The sequence below is a fragment of the Paenibacillus sp. FSL P4-0338 genome, from assembly GCF_038002365.1.
In the GTDB taxonomy this organism is placed as follows: Bacteria; Bacillota; Bacilli; order Paenibacillales; family Paenibacillaceae; genus Paenibacillus_AQ.
Window position 1 is genome coordinate 2537430 of record NZ_JBBOCG010000001.1, and the last position, 24249, is coordinate 2561678.

The 24249-nt window shown below is 46.6% G+C and carries 22 protein-coding genes; 6 read left to right on the top strand and 16 right to left on the bottom strand.

Going from position 1 to position 24249, the window contains the following annotated elements:
• Positions 1 to 32 precede the first annotated feature (32 nt).
• Positions 33 to 707: an ABC transporter ATP-binding protein gene (locus tag MKZ07_RS11210; RefSeq protein WP_036698018.1), complete on the top strand. Its 675-nt coding sequence runs from the start codon at positions 33 to 35 to the stop codon at positions 705 to 707.
• Positions 704 to 3187, top strand: coding sequence for an ABC transporter permease (locus tag MKZ07_RS11215; protein ID WP_341025846.1), 2484 nt, complete (start codon positions 704 to 706; stop codon positions 3185 to 3187). Before MKZ07_RS11210 ends, MKZ07_RS11215 begins: the two co-directional genes overlap by 4 nt.
• 51 nt (positions 3188 to 3238) lie before the next feature.
• On the opposite strand, the gene MKZ07_RS11220 is transcribed toward MKZ07_RS11215, so the two are convergent.
• The 5 genes from MKZ07_RS11220 to MKZ07_RS11240 all read right to left on the bottom strand — a co-directional run bounded on the left by MKZ07_RS11220 (position 3239) and on the right by MKZ07_RS11240 (position 8509).
• Entirely contained in the window at positions 3239 to 4228 is a 990-nt protein-coding gene (locus MKZ07_RS11220) for a S8 family serine peptidase (RefSeq protein WP_036698024.1), read from the bottom strand.
• A 124-nt stretch (positions 4229 to 4352) separates the two neighbouring features.
• Positions 4353 to 4511 (bottom strand): hypothetical protein, encoded by a 159-nt coding sequence (locus MKZ07_RS11225; protein WP_179090430.1) that lies wholly within the window; start codon positions 4509 to 4511, stop codon positions 4353 to 4355.
• A 40-nt stretch (positions 4512 to 4551) separates the two neighbouring features.
• Complete coding sequence (locus tag MKZ07_RS11230; RefSeq protein WP_341025849.1) at positions 4552 to 5586, bottom strand: radical SAM/SPASM domain-containing protein; 1035 nt, start codon at positions 5584 to 5586, stop codon at positions 4552 to 4554.
• Positions 5587 to 5589: 3 nt separating this feature from the next.
• A complete protein-coding gene (locus tag MKZ07_RS11235; protein WP_036698029.1) occupies positions 5590 to 6855 on the bottom strand; it encodes a radical SAM/SPASM domain-containing protein in 1266 nt (421 codons plus the stop codon).
• Positions 6809 to 8509 (bottom strand): ABC transporter ATP-binding protein, encoded by a 1701-nt coding sequence (locus MKZ07_RS11240; protein WP_036698033.1) that lies wholly within the window; start codon positions 8507 to 8509, stop codon positions 6809 to 6811. The genes MKZ07_RS11235 and MKZ07_RS11240 overlap by 47 nt, the downstream gene beginning before the upstream one ends.
• Positions 8510 to 8810: 301 nt before the next feature.
• Here MKZ07_RS11240 and MKZ07_RS11245 point away from each other — a divergent pair, with 301 nt between their 5' ends.
• A complete protein-coding gene (locus MKZ07_RS11245) occupies positions 8811 to 9722 on the top strand; it encodes a LysR family transcriptional regulator (RefSeq protein WP_036698036.1) in 912 nt (303 codons plus the stop codon).
• 79 nt (positions 9723 to 9801) lie between these two features.
• Here MKZ07_RS11245 and MKZ07_RS11250 read toward each other — a convergent pair whose 3' ends face one another.
• Positions 9802 to 9999: a hypothetical protein gene (locus tag MKZ07_RS11250; protein ID WP_036698038.1), complete on the bottom strand. Its 198-nt coding sequence runs from the start codon at positions 9997 to 9999 to the stop codon at positions 9802 to 9804.
• A 443-nt stretch (positions 10000 to 10442) separates the two neighbouring features.
• Between MKZ07_RS11250 and proB the strand changes: the two genes are divergently transcribed.
• Genes proB through proC form a run of 3 tightly spaced genes read left to right on the top strand, consistent with a single transcriptional unit; the run spans position 10443 to position 13747 of the window.
• Positions 10443 to 11546 carry a glutamate 5-kinase gene (gene proB / locus MKZ07_RS11255; RefSeq protein WP_341025851.1) on the top strand — a complete coding sequence of 368 codons (1104 nt, stop codon included), beginning with the start codon at positions 10443 to 10445 and terminating at the stop codon, positions 11544 to 11546.
• A gap of 56 nt (positions 11547 to 11602) precedes the next feature.
• Positions 11603 to 12850 (top strand): glutamate-5-semialdehyde dehydrogenase, encoded by a 1248-nt coding sequence (locus MKZ07_RS11260; RefSeq protein WP_036698043.1) that lies wholly within the window; start codon positions 11603 to 11605, stop codon positions 12848 to 12850.
• Positions 12851 to 12880: 30 nt separating this feature from the next.
• Positions 12881 to 13747 carry a pyrroline-5-carboxylate reductase gene (gene proC / locus MKZ07_RS11265; RefSeq protein ID WP_036698044.1) on the top strand — a complete coding sequence of 289 codons (867 nt, stop codon included), beginning with the start codon at positions 12881 to 12883 and terminating at the stop codon, positions 13745 to 13747.
• Between the two features lie 364 nt (positions 13748 to 14111).
• On the opposite strand, the gene MKZ07_RS11270 is transcribed toward proC, so the two are convergent.
• The 10 genes from MKZ07_RS11270 to MKZ07_RS11315 form a co-directional block, all read right to left on the bottom strand.
• Positions 14112 to 14879, bottom strand: coding sequence for a DnaD domain protein (locus MKZ07_RS11270; protein ID WP_036698046.1), 768 nt, complete (start codon positions 14877 to 14879; stop codon positions 14112 to 14114).
• Positions 14880 to 14903: 24 nt separating this feature from the next.
• Positions 14904 to 16199: an asparagine--tRNA ligase gene (gene asnS / locus MKZ07_RS11275; protein ID WP_076156680.1), complete on the bottom strand. Its 1296-nt coding sequence runs from the start codon at positions 16197 to 16199 to the stop codon at positions 14904 to 14906.
• Between the two features lie 21 nt (positions 16200 to 16220).
• Positions 16221 to 17429 (bottom strand): acetate/propionate family kinase, encoded by a 1209-nt coding sequence (locus MKZ07_RS11280; RefSeq protein WP_036698050.1) that lies wholly within the window; start codon positions 17427 to 17429, stop codon positions 16221 to 16223.
• The gene (locus MKZ07_RS11285; protein WP_036698052.1) at positions 17426 to 18298 is read right to left on the bottom strand and encodes a 3-hydroxyacyl-CoA dehydrogenase family protein; all 873 of its coding nucleotides are present in this window, start codon (positions 18296 to 18298) and stop codon (positions 17426 to 17428) included. Before MKZ07_RS11285 ends, MKZ07_RS11280 begins: the two co-directional genes overlap by 4 nt.
• Positions 18299 to 18430: 132 nt before the next feature.
• Positions 18431 to 19933: an AAA family ATPase gene (locus tag MKZ07_RS11290; protein WP_036698053.1), complete on the bottom strand. Its 1503-nt coding sequence runs from the start codon at positions 19931 to 19933 to the stop codon at positions 18431 to 18433.
• The gene (locus MKZ07_RS11295) at positions 19926 to 20468 is read right to left on the bottom strand and encodes a hypothetical protein (protein ID WP_036698055.1); all 543 of its coding nucleotides are present in this window, start codon (positions 20466 to 20468) and stop codon (positions 19926 to 19928) included. Before MKZ07_RS11295 ends, MKZ07_RS11290 begins: the two co-directional genes overlap by 8 nt.
• A gap of 278 nt (positions 20469 to 20746) precedes the next feature.
• Positions 20747 to 21505, bottom strand: a complete 759-nt coding sequence (locus MKZ07_RS11300; protein ID WP_051493851.1) for an aminoglycoside adenylyltransferase domain-containing protein — start codon at positions 21503 to 21505, stop codon at positions 20747 to 20749.
• 233 nt (positions 21506 to 21738) lie between these two features.
• Complete coding sequence (locus tag MKZ07_RS11305; protein WP_036698056.1) at positions 21739 to 22260, bottom strand: cell wall elongation regulator TseB-like domain-containing protein; 522 nt, start codon at positions 22258 to 22260, stop codon at positions 21739 to 21741.
• A 29-nt stretch (positions 22261 to 22289) separates the two neighbouring features.
• Positions 22290 to 23591: an amidohydrolase gene (locus MKZ07_RS11310; protein WP_036698057.1), complete on the bottom strand. Its 1302-nt coding sequence runs from the start codon at positions 23589 to 23591 to the stop codon at positions 22290 to 22292.
• Entirely contained in the window at positions 23581 to 24231 is a 651-nt protein-coding gene (locus MKZ07_RS11315) for a redox-sensing transcriptional repressor Rex (protein WP_036698060.1), read from the bottom strand. Before MKZ07_RS11315 ends, MKZ07_RS11310 begins: the two co-directional genes overlap by 11 nt.
• Between the last annotated feature and the right edge of the window lie 18 nt (positions 24232 to 24249).

A 24249-nucleotide genomic window follows, 5' to 3' on the forward strand; every position in this document is an offset into this window, starting at 1 on the left:
CTCTCCTTATTAATGGAAAAGGAGAGTTGTGTATGTATATTGAGGCAAAAGACCTTTCAAAACTTTATGGCAACGGCGAAAACAGTGTCATTGCCCTTAATCATGTTAATTTAGAAATTGCGCCTGGAGATTTCATTTCCTTTATGGGGCCTTCGGGTAGCGGGAAGAGCACATTGCTTCATCTGTTAAGCGGTCTGGACAAACCTTCATCCGGCAGTGTTATCTACGATGAGAAAGATATCTACCTCACCAGTGACAAGGAGCTTTCCGCTTTTCGTCGCCAGAAAATCGGATTTATTTTTCAACAATTCAACCTCTTACCTGTCCTGACCGCAAGGGAAAATATTATCATGCCTCTGCTGTTGGACAAACGCCAGGTGGATGAGGCTTATCTTAAAGACCTAACAGATATGCTTGGAATCAAAAGTCGAATGACCCACTTGCCCAGCGAACTCTCTGGTGGCCAGCAGCAACGTGTCGCCATTGCCCGAGCACTAATTACAAAACCTGACATTGTCTTTGCTGACGAACCCACGGGAAACTTGGATAGTAAAAGCGGCAACGAGGTTATGAGTTTACTCTATGATATTTGGCGTACGATGTGCAAAACCCTTGTGGTTATTACCCATGACAACCAGATCGCACGCATGGCGGAACGACAATTTGTTATTGTAGACGGCCTCCTTTCGGAGGTGGCGGCGAAATGAAATCCTATCGTTCTCTTGTATGGAAAGAGTTGAATAACCAAAAGATCACTTCCGTCTTAATTTTAATTGCGATTATTCTATCTACAATTATGACTACGGTTATCGGCCAATCCCTTGGTATATTAAGTGCTTTGCGTCAACAGCAGGCAGCAGCACTTAATGGCAACCGTTATGTTACTTTTCATCAACTTACACAAGAGCAAAAAGAGAAGCTTAACTTCGATAATAGATTGTCGTTCTCAGGTAGCTTTATGAATATCGGCACCTCAGTAATACCGAATACTAAACTTTCTATTTGGCTTCGTGAATATGAAGATGATACACTTTCAGTCTACCCATCCATAACACAACTTTCATCCGGACGCTTACCTCAGTCAACCCATGAAGTTGCCTTACCACAAGATGCATTAAATCTATTGAATTTTTCCGGCAAACTTGGAGACCACATTACATTGCCGATCCGTATCTCGCTTATACGGGACGATCAGGCTCCCTTTGAATATAAGACTACCTTCACTTTAACCGGCATTTTAAAAAGTAATTACTTAGGGTATGTATCCGGCGGTGTTAACGGTATTGCCGGTCAAGGAACAGCGGAACAGCTGCTGCCGAAAAAATACCAACTGTACTCCACAGATGTTCGTATGATAAACAAAAATCACTTCCAGAACACGGTTGATGATATCGCCGCTCAATTTGCTCTGCCTGAATATTGCATTCAGTACAACGACATCCTTCTAGCAGCAGTAGGTATTGATTACACCCATAAGAGCGATGACTCAGACAATGGTTCCGGTTTTCCCTTTATGGCCGTTGCAAGCGTTCTCGTTGGTACTCTTGTTCTTTTAGCCTCCGGTCTTGTAATTTATAACGTTTTGAAAATCTCTGTAACGAAACGCATCCGCGAATACGGTACATTACGCGCTCTTGGTGCGGAACGCAGTAAACTATATATATTAGTATCGCTACAGCTCACCCTACTCTGTGGAATAGGTGTTCCTGCAGGGATCACTATTGGCATATTGTTTGCCAAAGGAATTACCATCTCCGCAACCAGCCTCTTGTCTCCGGACCTGTTTCTAACAAGTTCATCGGAAGAATTAGCCGTGTTGATAGCCAAAAATAGTTCCGGGAAAATACTTCCTCTGCTCATCAGTACAGTAGTTACATTATTGTTTGCCTATCTTGCAGCATTCCCTGCCGCAAGATATGCGGCAAAGGTTTCTCCGACGCTCGCAATGTCAGGTCCGTCAATACGGGTTGGACGAAAAAATCGAAAGGCTCGGCGTATACGTTCCTTCGAAGCCTTCTACGCAAGAATGAATATGAAGCGAAATAAAGGCAGAACGACAATTACTATTTTATCATTATTTATGAGTATAACGGTATTTATAGCATTACAGAGTTTTTCCACATTATTGGACACGAGCACTGCCGTACAAAAAATGCATATTGGTGATTACTCCATTACCCATAAGACAACTGGTTTTTCTCCAGAAGTGGTGAAGGAACTCAAATCCTTAGCAGATATAACTTCCGTTTCCACCTTGAAATATAGCCTGTATACACAGGATAGCAAGGGGCAGATGCCAATTTTCACATCTTTTTCACTACAGCCAGGCGAGGCGCTGCATATTATTGGTGTTGATGAAGATCGGTTAAAAATGATCGCACCGGCACTTACCCAACCGGAACTCCAGGATTTAAAAGCAGGAAAAGCCTGTATTATCAAAAATCCCATCGCCATAAATTATGGAGATACCCGATTAAGCAGTACCTTAATTTCCGTAGGCGATAATATATCTGTCAATAACTTGACGTTACAAGTTCTGCATGAAAGTAGTAATTCAATCACACTGGATAATGACGGATTTGTAAACGGGGTTCAAATCATTGTATATGATACGATCTACGATCAGATTACAGGAACAATCAATTATTCGGAGTTATATCCTGTCTTGTCACCCAACGCTGATAAGGAAAATGTTGAGAAAGTTATTACTCAAATAAGTGAACAAGCTGGAGGGGGCCAATGGCTTTCTTATCAAGATACAGATACACAGCTTGCAGAAAGCTATCAGCAGATCAAATGGTTAGCATGGGGATTGATTCTGTTTATCGGGCTTATAGGAATTCTAAATATAATTAATACCGTGTACACAAATATTCATACCCGTATTACTGAAATCGGGGTTCAGCGAGCGATAGGCATGAGCATTTCAAGCTTATACAAGACCTTCCTTTGGGAAGGCGCCTATTACGGACTTATCGCAGCTATCGCCGGTTCTATAGCAGGGTATTCATGTTCAATCTTTGTAAGTGCTGCTAAAACAGACACCATAGAGCTTATCCCCGTTCCATTTCTCCCCATTATGGGAGCTGCATTTATTTCTATTGTGGTTTGCTTAACCGCAACATGTATTCCACTCCGCAAAATCGCAGACATGAGTATTGTGGATTCCATAGAGACCGTTGAATAGCGGATGAACAAATTCAAAAATACATCAGCAGAAATACTCCTGATGTATTTTTTATTCGTCATTCATTTCTTTAGTATGTTCAATAAATTTGGTTAATGTGCTTATTGAACTAAAAACTCTATAATCAACACCATTATAATTAATGCTGACACCTGTAATCGCTTCTATTTCTTTTAAAATCTCAAAAAAATCATTTGGATACAATAAATCAATTAATTTAGTGCTCGCTAGTTGCTCTGCGGTAATATCTCTATCTCTTTTCTTAAAATATGAGAACAATATTTCTTTTATTTCGTTATTTAGTTTGCTTTGGCCTAGAACTTCAACCGAATCGAAATTAAATGTATTAGCACCAATAACATCGTTTGTTTTCCATAGTTTTCTTTCGGCAAATGTTTGCAATAATACTTCCAGTTCCTCGTATTTCAAATCAGGTTTCTTGATTAATATATTCAATACTATACCTGTAACAGTTGCGGTAGCCTTACTCGTTCCGCCAAACATTTTATATGAATCACTTATACTCTTTACTAAATTAGGCGTTTTATTAGCGATACATTGGATCACCTTGCTTTTATTGTACCAATAATCACTGTTCCCCTGAAGTATAGCACCATTTATACCGATTGCTCCATCGCACGCAGCTGGATAACCCAAATAACCTTGATTAGGTGCTGAAGATATTATGATCTTACCCTCACTCTTGAGTTTATGTATAATTGGTTGTAGCCTTGATCTGCTTTTTTTCTTAATTGTAGTTAAGCTAAGATTAATTGTCCGAATATTAAGTTTACGCGTATACTCCAAGGCTTCTATTAAGGTATCAAGTGAACTCTCCATATTTTGATTTAATGCTTTAATCGCAAAAATATTGGGCTGCGCTTCACACATTTGCGCTATTATATTCGCACATTGCGTACCATGACCATTATCGTCTTCGAAATCGCTATCTTCATCAGTCAAACCCATACCACCGATAACATTTCCAATGGAGTTCTCTTGAACTATTCCCGTATCAATAATGATTACATCAGGATTCATTTTTGATCTCCCTATAGTTGCATATAATAAGTATGGGTAGTGATTTTAATCACTACCCATTATATAAAAATAGACTAGGAATGCTGAAATGGTTTTTTTAAGTAAATTTACCTACTTGTTCACATTAAAATGCGCAAGTAATTTTACAGCTGAATGTAACAGAGCAACCTGCTGGGTTAGAGGCACTTTTTCCAGACCAATCGGCACAATCATCTTTACAACCTTGCCCTTTTACTTCTAATGCATTAATTTTGTCCGCAATTTTTTTAATCTTTAAACTCATAATAAGTCCTCCTTCTTCGCATTCCTAGCTACTTCTATCTCTAAACTGATTTTATAAAACTATAATTGGCATTTTCAAAAGCACATATTGTTGCTGAAGGACACAATCCGTCATCAGTTAATAATTCATTGAGGTATCGGCATCTTACAGTAAGACAACTGCTATAATTATTGCACCCTTCACATTCAATCATGTTGCAGTCATTAATTCTTGAGATATCTGCTAAGTAATCATTATTAATTCCTCCTAGATGTACTGAACCGATTTTATATTTGGTATCTCCTACAACATAGGAACACGGATAAATCTCTCCGGTTGGGTCAATGTGAATACTGCTATAACCGCCAGAACACTTATTTTTCTTGAAAATATTATTTTCTAAGATTGGAATTTCCACATTTTTTTCATCTAACCTATTCCTTAAATAATATTCTTTCAACAAACCAAGCTGATCTAAATAAGCATCTATATGTTTCTCATCCCAACTCTTATCGAAATAGTCAGGGATACAGACAATCACTAAGAATCCCAATTCTATCAAATGTTTAATGCTTTCAAATAAATGAGAAACTGTTTGAGCACCAAATGTAACTCTAGCCCTAATATTCTTCCTTTTTTCCAATGTCATATTAACCTTATTTATAATTGCATCATAAGAACCTGTACCATTTGAGAATAGCCTTGTTTGATCGTGAACCTTTTTATCGCCATCAATACTTATTGAAAAATCATAATTCATATTTTCCGCCAAGAATTCAATCTTCTTTTTGTCAAGTAACACTGCATTTGTTGTAATGCCAAACATAACTTTTTTTTTATATGTGGCGAATAATAATTTCAGTCGTTCAGTAATGTATGTTATTAGGTCATAATTTAATAATGGCTCCCCTCCATGGAATTGTATAATTAATGGATCCTCTGACCAATTATCATTAGTACTATAGTTCTCTTGGATAAAATTAATTATTTGATCCGCAGTATTGCGATCCATATATATTTCCTTTTTGTCGTTTCCTTCATAACAATAGCTGCATCTCAGGTTGCATGCTTTAGTTACCCAAATTCCTATTAACATTGCTCAATCCTCCCATACAATCCTTTGGAAGTTACGTTTCAGTTCTGGACAAACACTTTCATAAAAACCATCATTGCTCTCTATAAGATCTAAGTAATGCAAGCAATTCCAGCAAAATAAATTAACATCACAATCTTTACACTTTTCATGTTTATCAGGCTGTAAATACTCCCAATTTTGATATCCATCATATCTTTTAAATTCACCACTCCCCAGAAAACTGCTTAAATCTTCTATTTCCAATATATTGCCTACATAATATTTATCTCTCTCCAATAAACCGCAAGGATATATCTGTCCTTTACTATTTATATAAATCTCTTTAAACAACCCCCCACAGAGACAAATATGAACATCATCAATGTCAAGATTCATCATTCTTATTTCTTCAATTTGAACTTCTTTTTCTTTAGGCTGCAATGAATCTTTATTATCTTTTCCTCTTCCAATTGGGCTAAAAGCCCTTGCAATGCCACGGGTTCCTAATTCTTTATTTAATTCCTCAAATTGATTGCGTAATACATAGTTCTCCTTAGTCAAGACCATTGATAATGAAATTTTATCGAAATGTTGATTTTTTAATAATTCAACCGAATGCAATACCTTGTTAAAAACTCCTTTTCCACGTATTGATGAGCATGTGTCTTCATTAACACCATCAATACTAAAATCTATTGCTGATACATGCGCCACTAGTTGTTTCACATTTTCACTATTAATTAATGTCCCATTCGTCATTACTCTGATTTCACCATCGTAAATATCATTCAGGTGAGATAGAATCTCAAAAAAATCCTTCCTAATTAAAGGTTCTCCACCCGTTAAGCAAATACTCTTGGGTTTTGATTTAACCACTTTATTCAAAACCGTTTTTAGAACATCCGTGTCCAACGGATCGCTCAAATTTGTTAAGTCAGAATCCACGCAGCAATGTTTGCATCTGAGATTACATCTGTTGGTAATTGCTATATCAACACTGAAATTTTTATCAAACAGTAACATCTCTTCCGTATCGGCCAGCAAATTTTCTTTGTACAAAAGTTGCAACAGCTCGAAGAAGTATTCCTTATCTTCCTGGTCTTCAAACGCTTCAATCAGTTCATTAGTCGTTGCGCTTTCCTGCATGGCAAGTTTAAGTATTTCATAACATTCCTGACTCATTTTCATCCATTTTCCATTCATTCGATTCCCTAAAATCACTTTGTTTCCATGAGTCAAAACTTTAGTAAACTGACCTAACATAATATTCCTGTTCATTTTCTTGTTCATTTTCTTGTTCCTCCGCTAGCATTATTTTTCTATCACATATATTTAAGATTTGCTCTCTATGTGTAATAATTAATGCTGTTTTTCCTTCTAGTTTTCTTCTAATCACATTGCAGATTACCTTTTCTGCTTCAATGTCCATAGCTGAAGTGGGTTCATCTAACAAGTAAATAGATTTATTCTGAAGGAAGAGGCGTATTAACGCTATCTTTTGTACTTGTCCACCCGAAAGATTTAATGAATTTTCTTTAATCATTGTATCGAGTCCATCAGGAAAATCATTTATTGCTAAGCAAAATTCCTTCATCGTCTCAATAATCTCATGATCACTATAGCGATTTTTAGTATCCAGAACATCCCTTAAAGAACCGCTTAATATAAATTCACTTTGTAATAAGCAACCGACTTGATGATGCAGATAATCCGTTTGGTAATCTCCAATAATCACTTCATCTATTAGAATTTCCCCTTTTTGAGGTACACAGAGCTTCGTAAAGAGTTTCATTAAGGTTGTCTTCCCGCATCCATTTTTGCCTACGATTCCTACTACTTCACCCGGTTGGACCTCCAATGATAACCCTTTCAATATTTGATTGGATTCTTCATAGCTAAAATCAATTCTATTCACACTAATCTTGCCTGATAGATCGAGGTCAGGGGTGTAATTTCCTTCTTGAATAACCTCTTTATTATCCAAAACTTCAAATATCCGTCTAAAAATAGGAATGTTTTTTTTGAAAGATATATACTCACTACCAATCGAATTTATTGGGCCAAACATTCTTTGCACATAAATGATTAAACTGAATAAAACACCTACTGTCATCGTCCCTGATAATACTCTTTGCGCCCCCATAAGCAACACCACAAAAATAATGATTACGCTATAACTTGAAACAATACTAAACAACACAGTAATCATTCTTAATTGTTTTATTGCTTTTTCTACTACAGAACGGTTCTTCTTGCAGTAACCACTATAAGCACGTTTTACTTCACCAGCCATTTCAATATGATTCACATTATTTAGTATTTCATTTGTATAGGATGAGAAATCTGCAATTTCTTCTCTTAATGGCACCACATATGCTTCAATTTTTTTACCGTATTTTTTTTGAATTAAAGCAAATGAAAAAGTAAGCAATATTAAAATGATTCCAATAGTTTTATCTATGTAGATTAAATATACGGAAATGCCTACTGCAATTAATGTATTGGATAAAATTCCGCTTATTGATTTTGTAAAAAGGCTTTCTATTGATGAGATGTCTTCTTCTAAAACTGTAAACATGTCTCCAACCTTATGCTTGCTCCAAAAAGCTATATTGGTATTCATTAATTTTTCAAAAACCATTTCTTTTATTTCAGAAACAAAGCGTTGTGAAAATTTATAGAAGCTAACTTGATATAAATATTGGAAAGCAACCATCGTACATCCTACAATCAGCATAGTAATAGTGTAATTGGCAATATCCCCAATGTTCCTATTGCTTATTCCTAAGTCAACTATTTTACTTATGTAACTTGGAAATATAATTGACGAAACACTATAAATTAAAACAAATATTATGCATTTTATTTGTTGAAGTGTAAAATCCAAATATCTGAGTCGACTAGAACCGTTTAAGTACTGTAAGCACTTTATCCAGTAATACATTTAGTTTTATCCCTTCGATTTGTGTATTATTTTACTTTTTTAGCAGTATTATCGTCTTTAAAACAATCATTTTCTTTCAATACATTCATAATAAACAGAAATGTAGAAATATGCCAGATTTCTCGACCGAATGGTGCCTTTTTCTCACCCAATGGTTGGTTATGCCAAATTTAAATCATTTCCCCAATATGACAGCTACTGCAACCCTTGTAAAAACCGATGTAATCAGGCCGATTTATAGGATATACTTATAAGAAAGCGGATTACTATTGATGGTACCTAACCTGTAAGGAGGTTTGAAATGGAACTGCGTCAACTGCAATATGTCCTGCAAATTGCGGCTGAGCGTAATTTTTCCCGGGCAGCAGACAAGCTGCATATCGCTCAGCCTTCACTCAGCCAGCAACTCTCCAAACTGGAAAAAGAACTGGGTGTCCTTCTTTTCCAGCGCAATACCAGTTCAGTAGAGCTGACTCATGCCGGTAAGAAATTCGTCGAGCAGGCTCAGACCATCATTGATGCCGTAGAACTGCTGCGCCAGGAGATGTCGGATATATCCCAGCTGCGCACCGGACGGGTTGTGGTTGGCAGCATGCCGATCACCGGTGCGCATCTGCTGCCGCATGTGCTGCCTGCCTTCAAACGCAAATACTCCGAGGTTGAAATCACGCTGCTGGAGGACTCCTCCATGAATCTTGAGAAGCTGACAGCCAGCGGCCAGACAGATCTCAGCCTGCTATCCCTGCCACTGGAGATTCCGACTCTAGCTTACGAGGTTCTTGGAGAGGAACGGATCGACCTGGCAGTCCCGCCTGAGCATCCGCTGGCGGCGCGGATGCTGCTGGGTACACGAACTTCGCTGACCGAGCTTAAGGATGAACCGTTCATCGTGCTCAAAGAAGGACAGGGCTTCCGCAAAATGACGGTGGAGCTATGCCGTGGAGCCGGATTTGAGCCGCGGATTGTCTTCGAGAGCAACAATATGGAGACCGTCCAATCGCTAGTAGCCACCGGAATGGGCGTAACGCTCGTGCCACATTTCATTGCACGGGCACCGCGGAGTGAATTCGTGCCTGTCTACCTGCCTTTGGCCGAACCGGTACCCAGCCGTACTCTGGTTGTCGCTTACCGGCGCGGACGCTATTTGTCCCGTGCTGCGGAAGCTTTCATTGAAACCTTCCAGGCAACGGTCGCCGGACTGGCAGGCGAATAAGCCGGCGGAAACAAATGCCCATCCAGCTCTTATCATGAGGCCGGATGGGCATTTGCTGTATTTTGGCAGAAGCAATTATTTATTTGCGCAAATTATACTGCGTGATCATACGGTTCTGGTCATCGGGCATACGGGCAGTACTCTCGTCAACCGGTCCTTCTGTGCGGGAATCTCCGGCTTTTTCCTCGACAAATTCTCGGATCGCTTTGTTTTGAAATTCGGCGGCTTCTTTGGAATTCTGATTCTGTTCCTGTCGGACATTAGTCTTCTTACTCAATTCAATCCACCTCCTGGTAACTGATTATAAATACTTTACCCGTTCCCCTGAAGGACAACCAGAAAATCCGCTCCCTGCCCCAGCAGAAAAATATTCGTCCGGAGCTCTTTGCAAACCCTGCTTCCCCATGGTATTCTAAATGACAAATAGTGAAACGTGCTGATGGGACCAGTAAGAATGGACGTATATTCGTGTGCAGAGAGTAAATTCCTGAAGGCTGGGAGAATTTACCGCGAAGGTCATTCTGAATCCTACCCCTGAGCGGCCTGCCCTGCAGGACGGATACTCCCGTTATGAGAATGAAGTCGGATGAACCCTCATCAATGAAGGTGGTACCGCGGAAGTTAATTCAAGCTTTCGTCCTTTGCTAAGTCTAAGGATGGGGGCTTTTTGTCATTTTCGGGCATTACAGGCATTTCAATTCGAGAGGAAAGTGAAAGACAATGACGTCAAGAATTGTGGTCAAAATCGGCAGCAGTTCGCTCACGGGTCCCGAAGGCGGCCTCAATCGTGAGGCAGTCACCTTCTACGCCGCCGAGATTGCTGCACTCCGTAAGGACGGCTGTGAAGTGCTGCTGGTCACCTCAGGGGCGGTCGCAGCGGGATTCCGGGGCATCGGCTATGATTCCCGCCCAAGGCTGCTGCATGAGAAGCAGGCGGCAGCAGCAGTAGGACAGGTTATGCTGATGCAGGCTTATCAGGAGGCATTTGCAGGCCACAGCATTCCTACTGCTCAGATCCTCCTGACCCGTACGGACTTCTGCAGCCGCCGGGCCATGAACAACGCCATGATGACGGTTGAAGAATTACTCCGGCAAGGCGCAGTGCCCGTGTTCAACGAGAACGATACCGTATCGGTGGATGAGCTGAAGTTCGGTGATAACGATACCTTATCGGCGCTGGTTGCCAATCTTCTGAAGGCATCGCACCTGCTGATCCTGACCGACATGGATGGCGTCTACAGCGCCGATCCCCGCAAGCACCCGGATGCTGTGCGGTATGAGCACATTGAAGAGATTACGCCTGAGATCTATGCCATTGCAGGCGGTGCAGGCTCAAGCGTGGGCACCGGCGGCATGCGCTCCAAGATCGACGCGGCCAAGATTGCCACGCGGGGCGGCGTTCCTGTCTTCGTGGGCCAGGTTAAGAAGCCAGGGGATTTATTACAGGCCGCAGCCGGAACGGGCAAAGGCACTTATTTTGCCACCAGACTCGCTTCTCTGCCGGTCAAAAAGCAATGGCTGGGCTTCATGTCCACCCCGCTCGGATCACTGTATGTCGATGACGGTGCTGTTGAAGCGCTGCTTCACGGAGGCCATAGCCTGCTGCCAGTCGGGGTTAGACGTATTGAAGGAAGCTTTCATTCAGGGGATGTCGTTGAAGTACTCGGCCCGGATGGGCAGCTGCTTGGACGGGGTATCGTCAATTACGACGACACCCAGCTCCGCAGCATTCAGGGGCTTCCCAGCCGAGAGATTGTGCCCAAGCTCGGTGAAGTACACCGGCTGGAGGTTATCCACCGGGACGAATGGATCACGCTTCGTTAATCTTGCACAACCTACTGTATTTTCATCTGCCAACATAACTTTTAGGAGGAATTGCCATGAGTGAAGTGGTTAACAAGACAACACTGGCCAAAGCAACCACAGGGGTACTTGCAAGCTTGACTACCGCCCAGAAGAATGATGCTCTGCTGGTAATGGCTGCTGCCCTGCGTGCCGAAGCTGGTTACATTATTGCCGCCAACGCCGAAGACCTGGAACGCGGCCGCCTAAACGGGACACCGGAGTCGATGCTCGACCGGCTGGCCCTGGATGCGGAACGGATTGACAGTATAGCCGAAGGCTTGCAGCAGATTGCCGCACTGCCTGATCCGGTAGGGGACAATCTGGAGACGATCGAACGGCCAAACGGCCTGCACATCGAGAAGGTACGGGTTCCGCTTGGGGTGATTGGAATTATCTATGAAGCACGCCCCAACGTCACCGTTGACGCTGCCGGACTGTGCCTCAAGACCGGCAATGCTGTGGTGCTGCGCGGCGGCTCCTCCGCCCTCTCCTCCAACCGCGCCATCGCCGAGGTGCTTCACCGCGCACTTGCAGGTACCGCCCTTCCGCCGGATGCCTTGCAGCTGATCGAAGATCCTAACCGCTCCTCAGTGGATGAAATGCTGAAGCTGAACGGACTGCTGGATGTCATCATCCCGCGCGGAGGAAGCTCCCTAATTCAGAATGTGGTTCTAAATGCCACCGTACCGGTTATTGAAACAGGGGCAGGCATATGCCATACTTATCTGGATGCAAGTGCTAATCCGGAAATGGCCCGGCGCATTAGCGTGAATGCGAAGGCCCAGCGGCCTTCGGTCTGCAATTCAATGGAGACGCTGCTGGTTCACCGCGCTTACGCCGAAGAGCATCTCGCCGCACTCGCTGAAGCCTTCCGCGAGGCCCGTGTGGAGCTGCGCGGCTGCCAGGATACTGTTGCTCTTATCCCTTGGGCTGTGCCTGCCACGCCAGAGGACTTCGCTACAGAATACAACGATTATATTTTAAATATTCGTATCGTGGACACGCTAGAAGAGGCTCTCGGACATATCGCGGAGTTTGGCACCAAGCATTCCGAATGTATTGTGACAGAGGACTTGGCGAATGCTGCACGCTTCCTGCAGGAGATTGATGCTGCGGCTGTATATCACAATGCATCTACCCGGTTCACGGACGGCTTTGAATTCGGCTTCGGCGCCGAGATCGGCATCAGCACCCAGAAGCTCCATGCCCGCGGGCCTATGGGACTTCCTGCATTGACTTCAAGCAAATATATGATTCACGGCTCCGGCCAAATCAGGGGTTAACTCACTCAACTTATAGGGGGACTGCCAGCCATGTGCCAGCAACCAGCAATTCCGCTCATCAATCATAATATCGTTTTTTATGGCGCAGGCTCGATGGCTGAGGCCATTGTGCGGGGATTGATTGCCCGGAATGTAGTGGAATCGGGCCGAATTATTATGCTGAACCGCAGCAGCAGCGAGCGCCTGGCTGAACTCCGCAGCCGATACGGCGTGCTCGGCTATAATGCTCCTGAGTCCAAGCTCGAGGCTCTGCGGTCTGCGCCGGTCATCGTTCTAGCCATGAAGCCCAAAGACGCTGCCGAAGCGCTCCGTTCCCTGGGGCCGCTGCTGTCGCCGGATCAGCTCGTGATCTCCGTGATTGCCGGGTTGACCATCCGTACGATACAAGGCTTACTGGGTAATCCGCAGCCTGTGGTCCGCACCATGCCGAACACCTCTAGCTCCATCGGCCTCGGTGCTACCGGGATTGCCTTCTCTAAGGAAGTTGGAGAGGACAGCCGACGTACAGCGCTTAATATCTTCGAAGCGGTCGGAATGACTGCGGTTATTGACGAAGAACGGATGGAGACCTTAACCGGGATCTCCGGCAGCGGACCAGCCTACATCTACTACATGATGGAAGCGATGATTGCCGCCGGCATCCGCGGAGGGCTTCCGCTGGAGCAAAGCCGTGAGCTGACTGTCCAGACCGTGCTGGGCGCAGCACGAATGGTTCAGCAGACCGGTGAAGAGCCTGCCTCTCTGCGCAAGAAGGTCACCTCGCCGAATGGATCTACCCAGGCGGCGATTGAAGTGCTGGAGCGCGGCGATTTCTTCGAGACCGTTATTGCCGCCGTCAACCGGTGTGCGGAACGTTCCCGCGAGATGGGCTCGGCTCTGGAGCAGGAGCTGCACTAATTCTTGTCCTAGTTTTTGATATTCTTACTACAACACAACAGCCCGCAGTTCCTTCCACGTGAAGGGACTGCGGGCTGTGTGATGGGAGCGGCGAAATCAGGTGCATTTATACCTTTCATTTTGCTCATCCGGCCACTTTTGCTTGAATCAAGTGTATTTGTACCCTTCATCTACTCATTAAACAAACTTTTCCTAATTTCAGGGGCACTTCTGCTCTTCACCCCCGCTCCCCGCACACTTTCAGCTAACTCCAATTCCAAGCAAAAAATGAAAAAAAGTGCCCCTTAAGCCATATATATGACTTAAAGGACACCTTTACCAGCGGGGCCTTGCCCTGGACCGGCATATATCTACCTCGCTTCGCTCATCTGCCGCCGCTCCGGAATTTCTGGGAATAGGCTTTGACATCCTGGGCATTCTTCACCCGGTTGCGGGCCCATTCCAGCAGAATGCGGTCAATGTAACGGAAATGGACCTTTCCTGCAAAGACCGACTCCTTCAGGGCGAGCAGGATCAGTTCCTCGGGATAACGGTCTTCATCCACCCAGCCGGAAATAGTTTCACATTCCATGGGGGATAGCGGACGCCCGAATTCCTTCTCGAAAATGCTGAACAGACTGCGTCCGTCCTCCGACTCCTTGTCACCCGGCACAGCCGGGCGGCCATAGCCACCATCTGGTGCAGTAGCCCCGGAGTAATGAGCCACTGCCCGGGCCCCCGGCTCCCGCCCGCTCTGGCTGGGCTTCCCCTGGGCATTCTCCCGTGAGAGTTCTGCCAGATAAGCTCCCAGCTTCGCGTATAGGCCGGAGAAATTATAACGCTCATAATGGATGTCCCTCAGCTCGTCGTTATCTCCGTCGATGCTGATGAACCCTTCCTTCATCAGCTTCTGCAGTTCTCCGGCAATCACCGGAATACTGCGCCCGGTTACTGCCTGAAGCTCCTCCAGGGAAGGGAAGTCAATCCCCTCCACCTGTCTGAAGGAGAGCAGATGAATCAGCAGCATGGATTCACTGCCGGTCAGATTCAGCTTCCGGTAATATTTCAGGAGTGCATAAGGAATGACGGCCATTCCGTTCTCCAGGCCGAAGGCTACGCCCTCGCCCCAGGTATTCCAACCTTTTCCGTCCATACTTAAGCCCCCTTTCCCTATTCTTTAAGGGTAAAGACGGTACAGTGTACGAGGGAAGGCAATCGTCTCACGGACATGGTCCAGACCGCAGATCCAGGCTACTGTGCGCTCCAGCCCCAGACCGAAGCCGGAGTGCGGAACCGTGCCGTAGGTGCGCAGATCCATGTACCATTTGTAGGTGTCCATCGACAGGTTATGTTCCTTGAAGCGGGCTTCCAGCAGCGCCGGATCATCAATACGCTGTGATCCGCCGATGATCTCCCCGTAGCCTTCAGGAGCGATCATATCCGCACACAACACCACTTCCGGACGATCAGGATGCGGCTTCATATAGAAAGCCTTGAAGGAAGCCGGATAGTGGGTAATGAAGACCGGTCTGTCGCTCATCTCGGCAATCGCCGTCTCATGAGGAGCCCCGAAATCATCGCCCCAGGCAATTTCATAGCCCTTTTCATTCAGGAACTTAATCGCATCGTCATAGCTGATACGCGGAAATGGTGCTTTGATGTTCTCAAGCTTCGAGACATCGCGGCCCACCGCTTCCAGTTCAGCCCGGCAATTCGTAAGTACAGATTGTACCACGAAGCTGATGAAATCCTCCTGCACGCACAGGCTTTCTTCATGATCGGTGAAGGCCATTTCCGGCTCAATCATCCAGAACTCAATCAAGTGGCGGCGGGTCTTGGATTTCTCAGCCCGGAAGGTTGGTCCGAAGGAATAGACACGCCCCAGCGCCATAGCAGCAGCTTCCATGTACAGCTGTCCGCTTTGGGTAAGATAGGCGTCCTCTTCAAAGTACTTGGTGTGGAACAGGTTGGTCGTGCCTTCTGCTGACGTTGGTGTCAGAATCGGCGGGTCCACCTTCGTGAAGCCGCGCTCATTGAAGAACTGCTGAACCGCGCGGATAATCTCCGCACGAATCACCATTACCGCCCGCTGCTTGGAGGAACGCAGCCAGAGATGACGGTGATCCATCAGGAAATCGACGCCATGCTCCTTAGGTGTGATTGGATAATTCTCGGTAAGATGCAGAACTTCAATGCCCGTAACCGTCAGCTCGTAGCCTGACTGGCTGCGGGGCTCCTCACGGATGATTCCGGTCACATACAGCGAGCTTTCCTGGGTGAGGCTCTTGGCATCATCCCAGACCTGCTCAGGGACTTCTGATTTCACCACAACCCCCTGGATATAACCGGTACCGTCGCGAAGCTGCAGGAACTGAATTTTACCGCTGGAGCGCTTGTTGTTCACCCAACATCCGATGACAACAGTCTCTCCGACATGCTCATTCACGTTCTTGATTACACTTTTGTTAGCCATGCCTACTATCTCTCCTCTAATTTAGCCGTTAACACCTTGCACAATACGATAGGTATCGCGTGCGATCACCAGCTCTTCGTTCGTTGGAACCACAAGCACCTGTACCTTGGAATTGGCAGTAGAGATACGCCGCGGATCACCCGAACGGACCTTGTTGGCTTCTGCATCCAGCTCGATTCCGAGGAACGTAAGATTGTTCAGTACTTTTTCACGCAGCAGGGAAGCATTCTCGCCTACACCAGCGGTGAATACAATTACGTCTACCCCATTCATGGCAGCTGCATAAGAACCGATATATTTACGCAGACGATACTCGTACATTTCAAAAGCAAGCGTCGAATTAGGCTCGCCTTTCTCCGCACCGTCAATAATATCACGCATGTCACTGCTCACGCCAGAGATGGCCAGAAGTCCGCTGTGCTTGTTCAGCATGGAGTTCACTTCACCGACGGACAGCTCTTCCTTGTTCATCACATAAGGAACAATTGCCGGGTCAAGGTCGCCACTGCGCGTACCCATCATCAGGCCTTCCAGCGGAGTCATCCCCATCGAAGTGTCAACTGAAATTCCGCCGTCCACTGCAGTTACACTGGCACCGTTGCCGATGTGGCAGGTGATAATCTTAAGCTCGCCAAGCGGACGGTCCAGATAATCAGCAGCTGCTTTACTGACGAAATCATGGGAGGTTCCGTGCGCGCCATAACGGCGTACTTTGTATTTGTTGTAAAGCACTCTCGGAATGGCATACATATAAGCCTTCTCAGGCATCGTCTGGTGGAAGGCGGTATCGAACACAACGACCTGCGGCACACCGGGCATATTATTCTCGGATGCGGTAATCCCCATCATCGCAGCCGGGTTATGCAGCGGCGCAAGGTCGAACAGCTGGCGGATCTTGGTCTTCGCATCGGCATCGACCAGCGCGGAGGATTTGAAGAATTCCCCCCCGTGCACTACACGGTGGCCCACTGCATTAATCTCATCGGTGGATGCGATAACGCCATGCTCTTTGTCTGTCAAACAAGCAAGCACTTTACGGATTGCCGTATTGTGCTCCAGAATTTCGCTTACTTCGGTTACTTCCTGCTTGCCGGTCGGCTTGTGGTTCAGAATGGAGGAATCCATACCGATACGTTCTACCAGCCCTTTGGCGAGTACAGATTCATCTGTCATATTGTACAACTGGTATTTCAATGAGGAACTGCCGGAGTTAATTACTAAGATATTCATATACGGTCACCATCCTTGTCATACTTGAAGAAGCCTTCGCCCGATTTCGCACCCAGTTGTCCTGCACGCACCATCTTCTTGAGAATGGTCGAAGGACGGTACTTAAGCTCGCCGTATTCACGGAACATGTTCTCCAGTGCGGCAAGAACGGAATCCAGACCGAAGCGGTCTGCCATTTCAAGCGGCCCGTTCTGGAACTGGTAGCCGATGCGCATAGCATCATCAATATCTTCAGGGGAGGCAACCCCTTCCTGGAGCACATGCATAGCCTCGTTAATGAACAGGCAAATGAGGCGTGAAGATACAAATCCGGGGGATTCGTAGATCATAACGCCTTTTTTCTCAACAATCTCATCGACAAAGGCTTTGGTATCTTCAAATGTGCTGTCCGAGGTTTTCAGACCGCGCACGATTTCAACCAGATCCACCTTACCTACAGGGTGTATGAAGTGCATGCCGATAACGCGTTCCGGATACATTGTAGAGCTTGCAAGCTCAGTCAAGCTAAGCGTTGACGTGTTGCTGGCAAGAATAATGTGGCTCGGACACACCTGATCGAGCTGATTGAATACCTTTTGCTTGGCTTCCAGATCTTCAACGATGGTCTCAATGACCATATCGCATGAGCTCAGTTCAGCGAAGTGTGTAACCTTCTGGATACGGGCCAGGATCAGCTTCTTCTCCGCCTGGGTAATCGCCCATTTCTCCAGCTGCTTGTCGAGACTGGTCTCGATCATTTCGTAGGAGTAGTTCAACCGTTCTGCAGTTTTTTCCACCAGCATGACATCCAGGCCCTTGGCTGCCAGCATTTCGGCAATCCCTTGTCCCATTGTGCCTCCGCCGATGACACCGATCTTCTTAAAATTCATGTAAAAGTCTCCATCCTTTCAGGTATCTATACTTCTGTATTGTACCTTGTCTGTCGAAAAAAATAAGTAGCCCGACATATAATGATATCTTAGCATGTCTGAAAAGTAAAAAAAAATAACCGGCATAAAGAATTATGCCGGTAAAAGGACACTGTCACGAAATTGACAACGAAATTGCTCTCCGGAGAGAACTTCTTCCTTCATTAAAATGTCAAGAGAGTAATCAAATATATTTTTCTGTTTCTCCAGCAGGTCATTCGTGCGGATCATCAACTCGTCCAGTATTTTACTATTTTCCTTCATTAATTCTTCAGTGGTAACCATTTGCAGATTCGCAATGCCGAGCGAGGTGAGCCCTGACTTCATCATGGTCTCTACGATATTCAGCGCCTGATCGAAGTCTCCACGGGAACCGGTACTGCGTCCTCCGTAATACATCTCTTCGGCAGCCGCTCCGCCCAGGGCAATCATGATCTGGTTCTCCAGGTAATCCTTCGTGTACAGATACTGCTCGGTCTGCGGATTATGCCGGACATACCCTAGAGCCTGGCCGCGCGGGGTCAGTGTTACCTGACTAACGCTTCCGGGGCGCAGCAGCTCAGCCATAATAGCATGTCCAAGCTCATGGATCGCTACCCTCTTCTTCTCTTCATGGTTGGTCTCACGGTCGGTCTTCTCACCCATCATGACCTTGTCGATCGCCATCGACAGATGACGCTGCTCCACCAGGGTCAGATTCTCGCGCATCATGTAGATCGCGGCTTCATTCATCACGCTCTCCAGCTGCGCACCCGAGAAGCCGTAAGCTTCTTCGGCGATTTTATCCAGATTCACGGTGTCATGCAGCGGCTTGTTCTTGGCATGCAGGTCGAGAATCGACTTGCGGCCCTTCTTGTCAGGCATATCCACCTGAATATGGCGGTCAAAACGCCCCGGGCGCAGCAGCGCAGAATCAAGCATCTCCTTGCGGTTCGTTGCGGCTACCAGCAGAATGCGCGGGGTATCATTGTTATAAATCCCGTCCATCTCCGTCAGCAGCTGATTGAGGGTCTGATCGTATTCACGCTGCTGTCCGCCTTCGCGTTTCCCGCCGATAACGTCAATTTCATCGATGAAAATAATGGCACTTTGCTTATTCTCCTTGAGTGCGCGTGTACGGGCATCCTTGAACAAATCGCGCACGCGTCCGGCACCGACGCCGACATACATCTCGACGAATTCACTGCCTGAAGCAGCTACAAATACAGAATCGGTGTAATGCGCCGCAGCCTTGGCCATCAGCGTCTTCCCGGTTCCTGGAGGGCCGGTTAACAGAATTCCTTTGAGCGGACGAATCCCGAACTTGCTGATTTCTTCATGCCGGATCAGGAAGTCCAGCGCTTCACGCAGCTCCTGCTTGGCATTGTCCTGTCCGCCGATCTCTTCAAAGGTTAGCTTGGAGGGACCGTTCTTCTTACGCTTCTTATCTGCACCTGCATTGACCGTCAGACCGCCGCGGGCATGGGCAATGAACAGGAGCGCGGCAACCATGCCCATCGCTATAATTACAGGAAAGATATTAATTCCCACAAAAGCCATAAAAATCAGCATGACCGGAACAAATCCGGCTACAACCTCTTTCCAGTACTTAGGCATTGTTCCACACTCCCATCTTGGCTGCTGCACGCGGCAGAATGATGAATTTGCTCTCTGTGCCGTTGCTCAGGCTTACATAGACATTGTTGTCGTCAATCTCTGTGGTAGCTGTAACGCCGCTGTACTTACTGTCCTGCTCCTTCAGTCCGTCCAGCTTCGCTGGTATCAATGTATATTTCCGGCTCTCCATAGCTTCTGCTACAGAGAACATCGCTTTATCCCAATACTCATCCAGCAGTTCACTCGGCTTCTGTTCCACATCCAGCTTAAGGGTCCTGCCGTCAATAGCGGTGCTGCCTTCTCGTGATACATACTGCACCAGCTCACGTAATTTCGTGCCCGGCTGCAAATCCAGTTTCAAAGTGACCTCATTGCGTTTAATAGTAATATGGGAATCCTTCACACCCTGGTAGGATGATACCAGCTTCTGCAGCGGCTCCTGCACCGCGAATTGACGGTAAGAATACCAGCCACCAAACAATAATGCAGCAGACAGCAGAGACGTTAGCAGCACAGGCATAAGACGAAGTTTCAAGAAACGTCCTCCTCTCAATAATGACCAAGCTTAACTCTATAATAAAGACCAGCCAGCGTGTCTAGCGCCAATCCGAGACTGACATGCTCTTAAGCATGTCTTGATACAAGTAGTAGTATATCATAGGTGTATATACGATTTTACATAAAGTTGTGAATATATTTAAAATTTTTGATACTAATTTCTGGATGTTTCATGAACCATGAAAAAACGGCAGCTCAGATTTATATCCTGAAATGCCGCTGCTACTTTCATATTCCGGCGCACACTACATCCGGCTAACGCTCAATTTCAGCCATCATATATTCCGCAAAATCAGTTAATAGCTCCAGTTCATAGCCTTCGGCGCCAGCACCGCTATATTCCTTAAGACACCGTCTAAGCAGCCCGTGGAAGCGTTCCGGCAAATGCTGAAGTCCCCAATCCCCGCCTTCCTTCTTGGAAGAGACATGACCTTCCTGCACATAGTAGAGTACCCTGCATAGATTCAGTGTGTAATAGAGTGGAGCATTCCCAATATTCTGCGGCGCATCATCGACATCCCTGATAATGGAATCCAGATAGTACCTCTGGTCTACCGGCGCAAAGGCCTCGCGTATCGGCTCCCCGTACAAGATAAACCCGCGATGGTAGACTACTGCAAAATGTGCCGCCAGATCAGCATCCTCAAAGCCGCCGCACAGATAATTCTTATCGGTTCTATACCGCTCTAAATGAGCTTCTGAAAAGTGAAATTCAAATGGCGTAGGATACACAAAGTTATGCAGGTATGTCTTCAGGACGATAGACAGTTCAATTCCGCGCTTATTCGGCAGACTGTCATGAAAGGCTACGATACGACCGGCAAGGCTATGACTGACCTCTGCGGGGAGCTTGTCCTCTACTACAATGAGCAGATCAATATCGCTTGAATCCGGTTGAAAACAGCCCATGGCCAGGGAACCGTGCAGATAAATCCCCGACAGATTATCCCCCAGCTCTTCCTTAAACAAATCCACCGCCTGATCCAAATATGCTAAAACTTCCAATTTCTTCATCCTCCTTGAGAGACATATATGCAGGTTGGCGATAGCATTCGAGGAATACAATCAGTATATCAATTCAAGTATATTAATCGATGTATCTCAAACCATATATCTCCATTAAGCCACAGTTCCCCGTCTGCCACCAGTCCCAGAACAGTTCCAGATTATTTTCGACATGATGGATACAAAAAAACGGAAGAACAGATAATCTGTTCCCCCGCATGTTATTCTGCTGAGCGCTTAGCTTAACGGTTGGGCAAACTGTACCCCTCACCGATGGCGCTGCCATCCTTGAAGCGGTAGAAGTTGTAATAGAATCGCCCGTCTTTTTTGTAAAATAGCTGCCAGGCATATTCCCCGTTATATACACCGGGCAGCAGCCGTTCGATCTTCACGTCCGGTAACTGATCGGCTATGATTCCGCGCATTTTCTCTTCGGAAGTGCCTTTGCTCAGCTCTTCAGCATACAGGTCGTTGTCGCCTCCGGCAGGCTTGCCCTCCAAGGTGAAACGGACCCACACCATCAGATCGGTCCCGGCTTCATTTTTGCCGGTTAGCACCCAGTAGATCTCATTCTCATTCCAGACGGATTTCTGAGCCTTGGTTACCTCCGTTAGTCCGGCACGCGTCCGGGCCAGCTCCTTGGCCTCATTCCGCTCGTTCCACTGGTCCTTCATAATGTAGGCATAGAACTGGCTTAATCCGAACAGAAGGAGCAGCACCACGGTAAGCCCCAGCCAGATCCATTTTCTCCTCTTCTTCTTCACAACGCTGCTTCCTTTCCCGTTCTCCTGAATTACCGTTTAAGCAGGCTCTCGAACGTCTCCTGTGCTTTGCGGCGGATAGCTTCTTCATCCAGTGTCAGGCATTGTCCATGCTTCACAACCTGCTGGCCGTTCACCCATACATGCTCCACATCCTTGGCACTTGCCGAATAGACGGCATGGGAGAGCAGATCGGTATGCGGCAGCAAATGCGGCTGGTCAATATCAAGCGCGATGAAGTCGGCCTTCATTCCTGCTGCAAGCCGGCCTACCCCGCTTAGGAAAATAGACTGAGCCCCGTATTCCGTGGCCATCAGTAGCGCTTCAGGAGCCGGTACCGCTGTAGGATCACCGCTTACGCCCTTGTGGATCAGAGCCGCCAGCCTCATCTCTTCGAACATATCCAGATTGTTGTTGCTTGCCGCGCCGTCTGTACCCAGGGAGACCTTAACCCCGGCTCGCAGCAGCTCAGGAACACGTGCAACCCCGCTGGCCAGCTTCAGGTTACTGCCGGGGTTATGCGACACGCCAACGTTATAGCGGGCCAGAATCCCGATCTCTTCATCGTTCAGATGAACCCCGTGGGCAATGAGCGAAGGACGGGTGAACATCCCCAGCTTCTCCAGATGTGCGACCGGACGAAGGCCGTAGTCAGCCACGTTCTGCTCCACTTCATGGCGCGTCTCGGACATATGGGTATGCATCGGCAGGTCCAGATCATGGGCAGCCTGCACAAACTTCATGAAAAACTCTGGAGGACAGGTGTACGGAGCGTGCGGTGAGAGCATAGTTGTAATTCTGCCGTCAGCCTTGCCGTGCCAGTTACGGGCAAAAGCAACCGCCTCAGCGAGCTTTGCTTGCTGTACCTCTTCCGGGCACAGCCCAATTACGCCGCGCATCAGCACCGCACGAATACCGGACTGCTCCGTTACTTCCGCTACCCGGTCCATATGATCATACATATCGAGGAAGGTGGTTGTGCCGCCCTTCAGCATTTCCAGTACGGACAACGAGGTTCCCCAATATACATCATCACCAGTGAATTTCTCTTCCATCGGCCACATCTTCTCCTGCAGCCAAGTCTGAAGCACCATATCGTCGCCGTATCCGCGCAGCAGTGACATGGCCGTATGCCCATGGGTATTGACCAGACCCGGCATGAACAGCAGACGGCTGCCGTCTACGACCTGAGCGCCATCCTCCACTACCGGCTCAGCTTCACCTATGTAAGTAATCAGATCATTCTCCAGGGTCATATACCCGCTTAGAACCGGCTTGTCGCTGCCCGGAACCAGGAAGTGCCCGTTCTTGATTATCGTGATCTTACTGCTCATCTTCTGCCTCATCCTTTCCATCATGCAAATAATAGGCCAGGCTCTGCAGATCTGTGGTGAAATCTGCGGCATGAATCCGGATATTGGCAGGCGTCTTGAGAATAACCGGTGCGAAGTTCAGAATCGCCTCAATGCCGGAGTCCACAAGAATATCAGCTACATTCTGGGCTTCGCTGTCAGGTACGGTAATAATCCCGATGCGGATGCCCTGCGAGCGGATTGTGCTGCTTAACTCCTCCATCGGCTGCACAACCAGCGAGTTGATCTGCTGGCCCACCTTCGGCGGGTAGGCATCGAAGATCGCAGTAATCTTCATCGTATCCTTCAAGTAAGCGTTGTAGTTAGACAAGGCATGACCGAGATTACCGGCTCCAACCAGTGCAACATTAATTTGCTGGTCAAGCTTCAGGATATGGCGAATCTTCTCAATTAGATAGGATACATCGTAGCCGATACCCTTCCTGCCAAAATCACCGAAGTAAGCCAAATCCTTACGGATCTGGGCGGGATTCAGATCAAGCTTCTGGCCCAGCTCCTGAGAAGAGACTGTGGAGATTTCACGTTTTTGGAGATCGTTCAGGAAACGCAGGTACACTGGGAGCCTGCGCACGACGGCCTCCGATATTTTATCCGATTTCATGTATTCTCCTCCTTAATA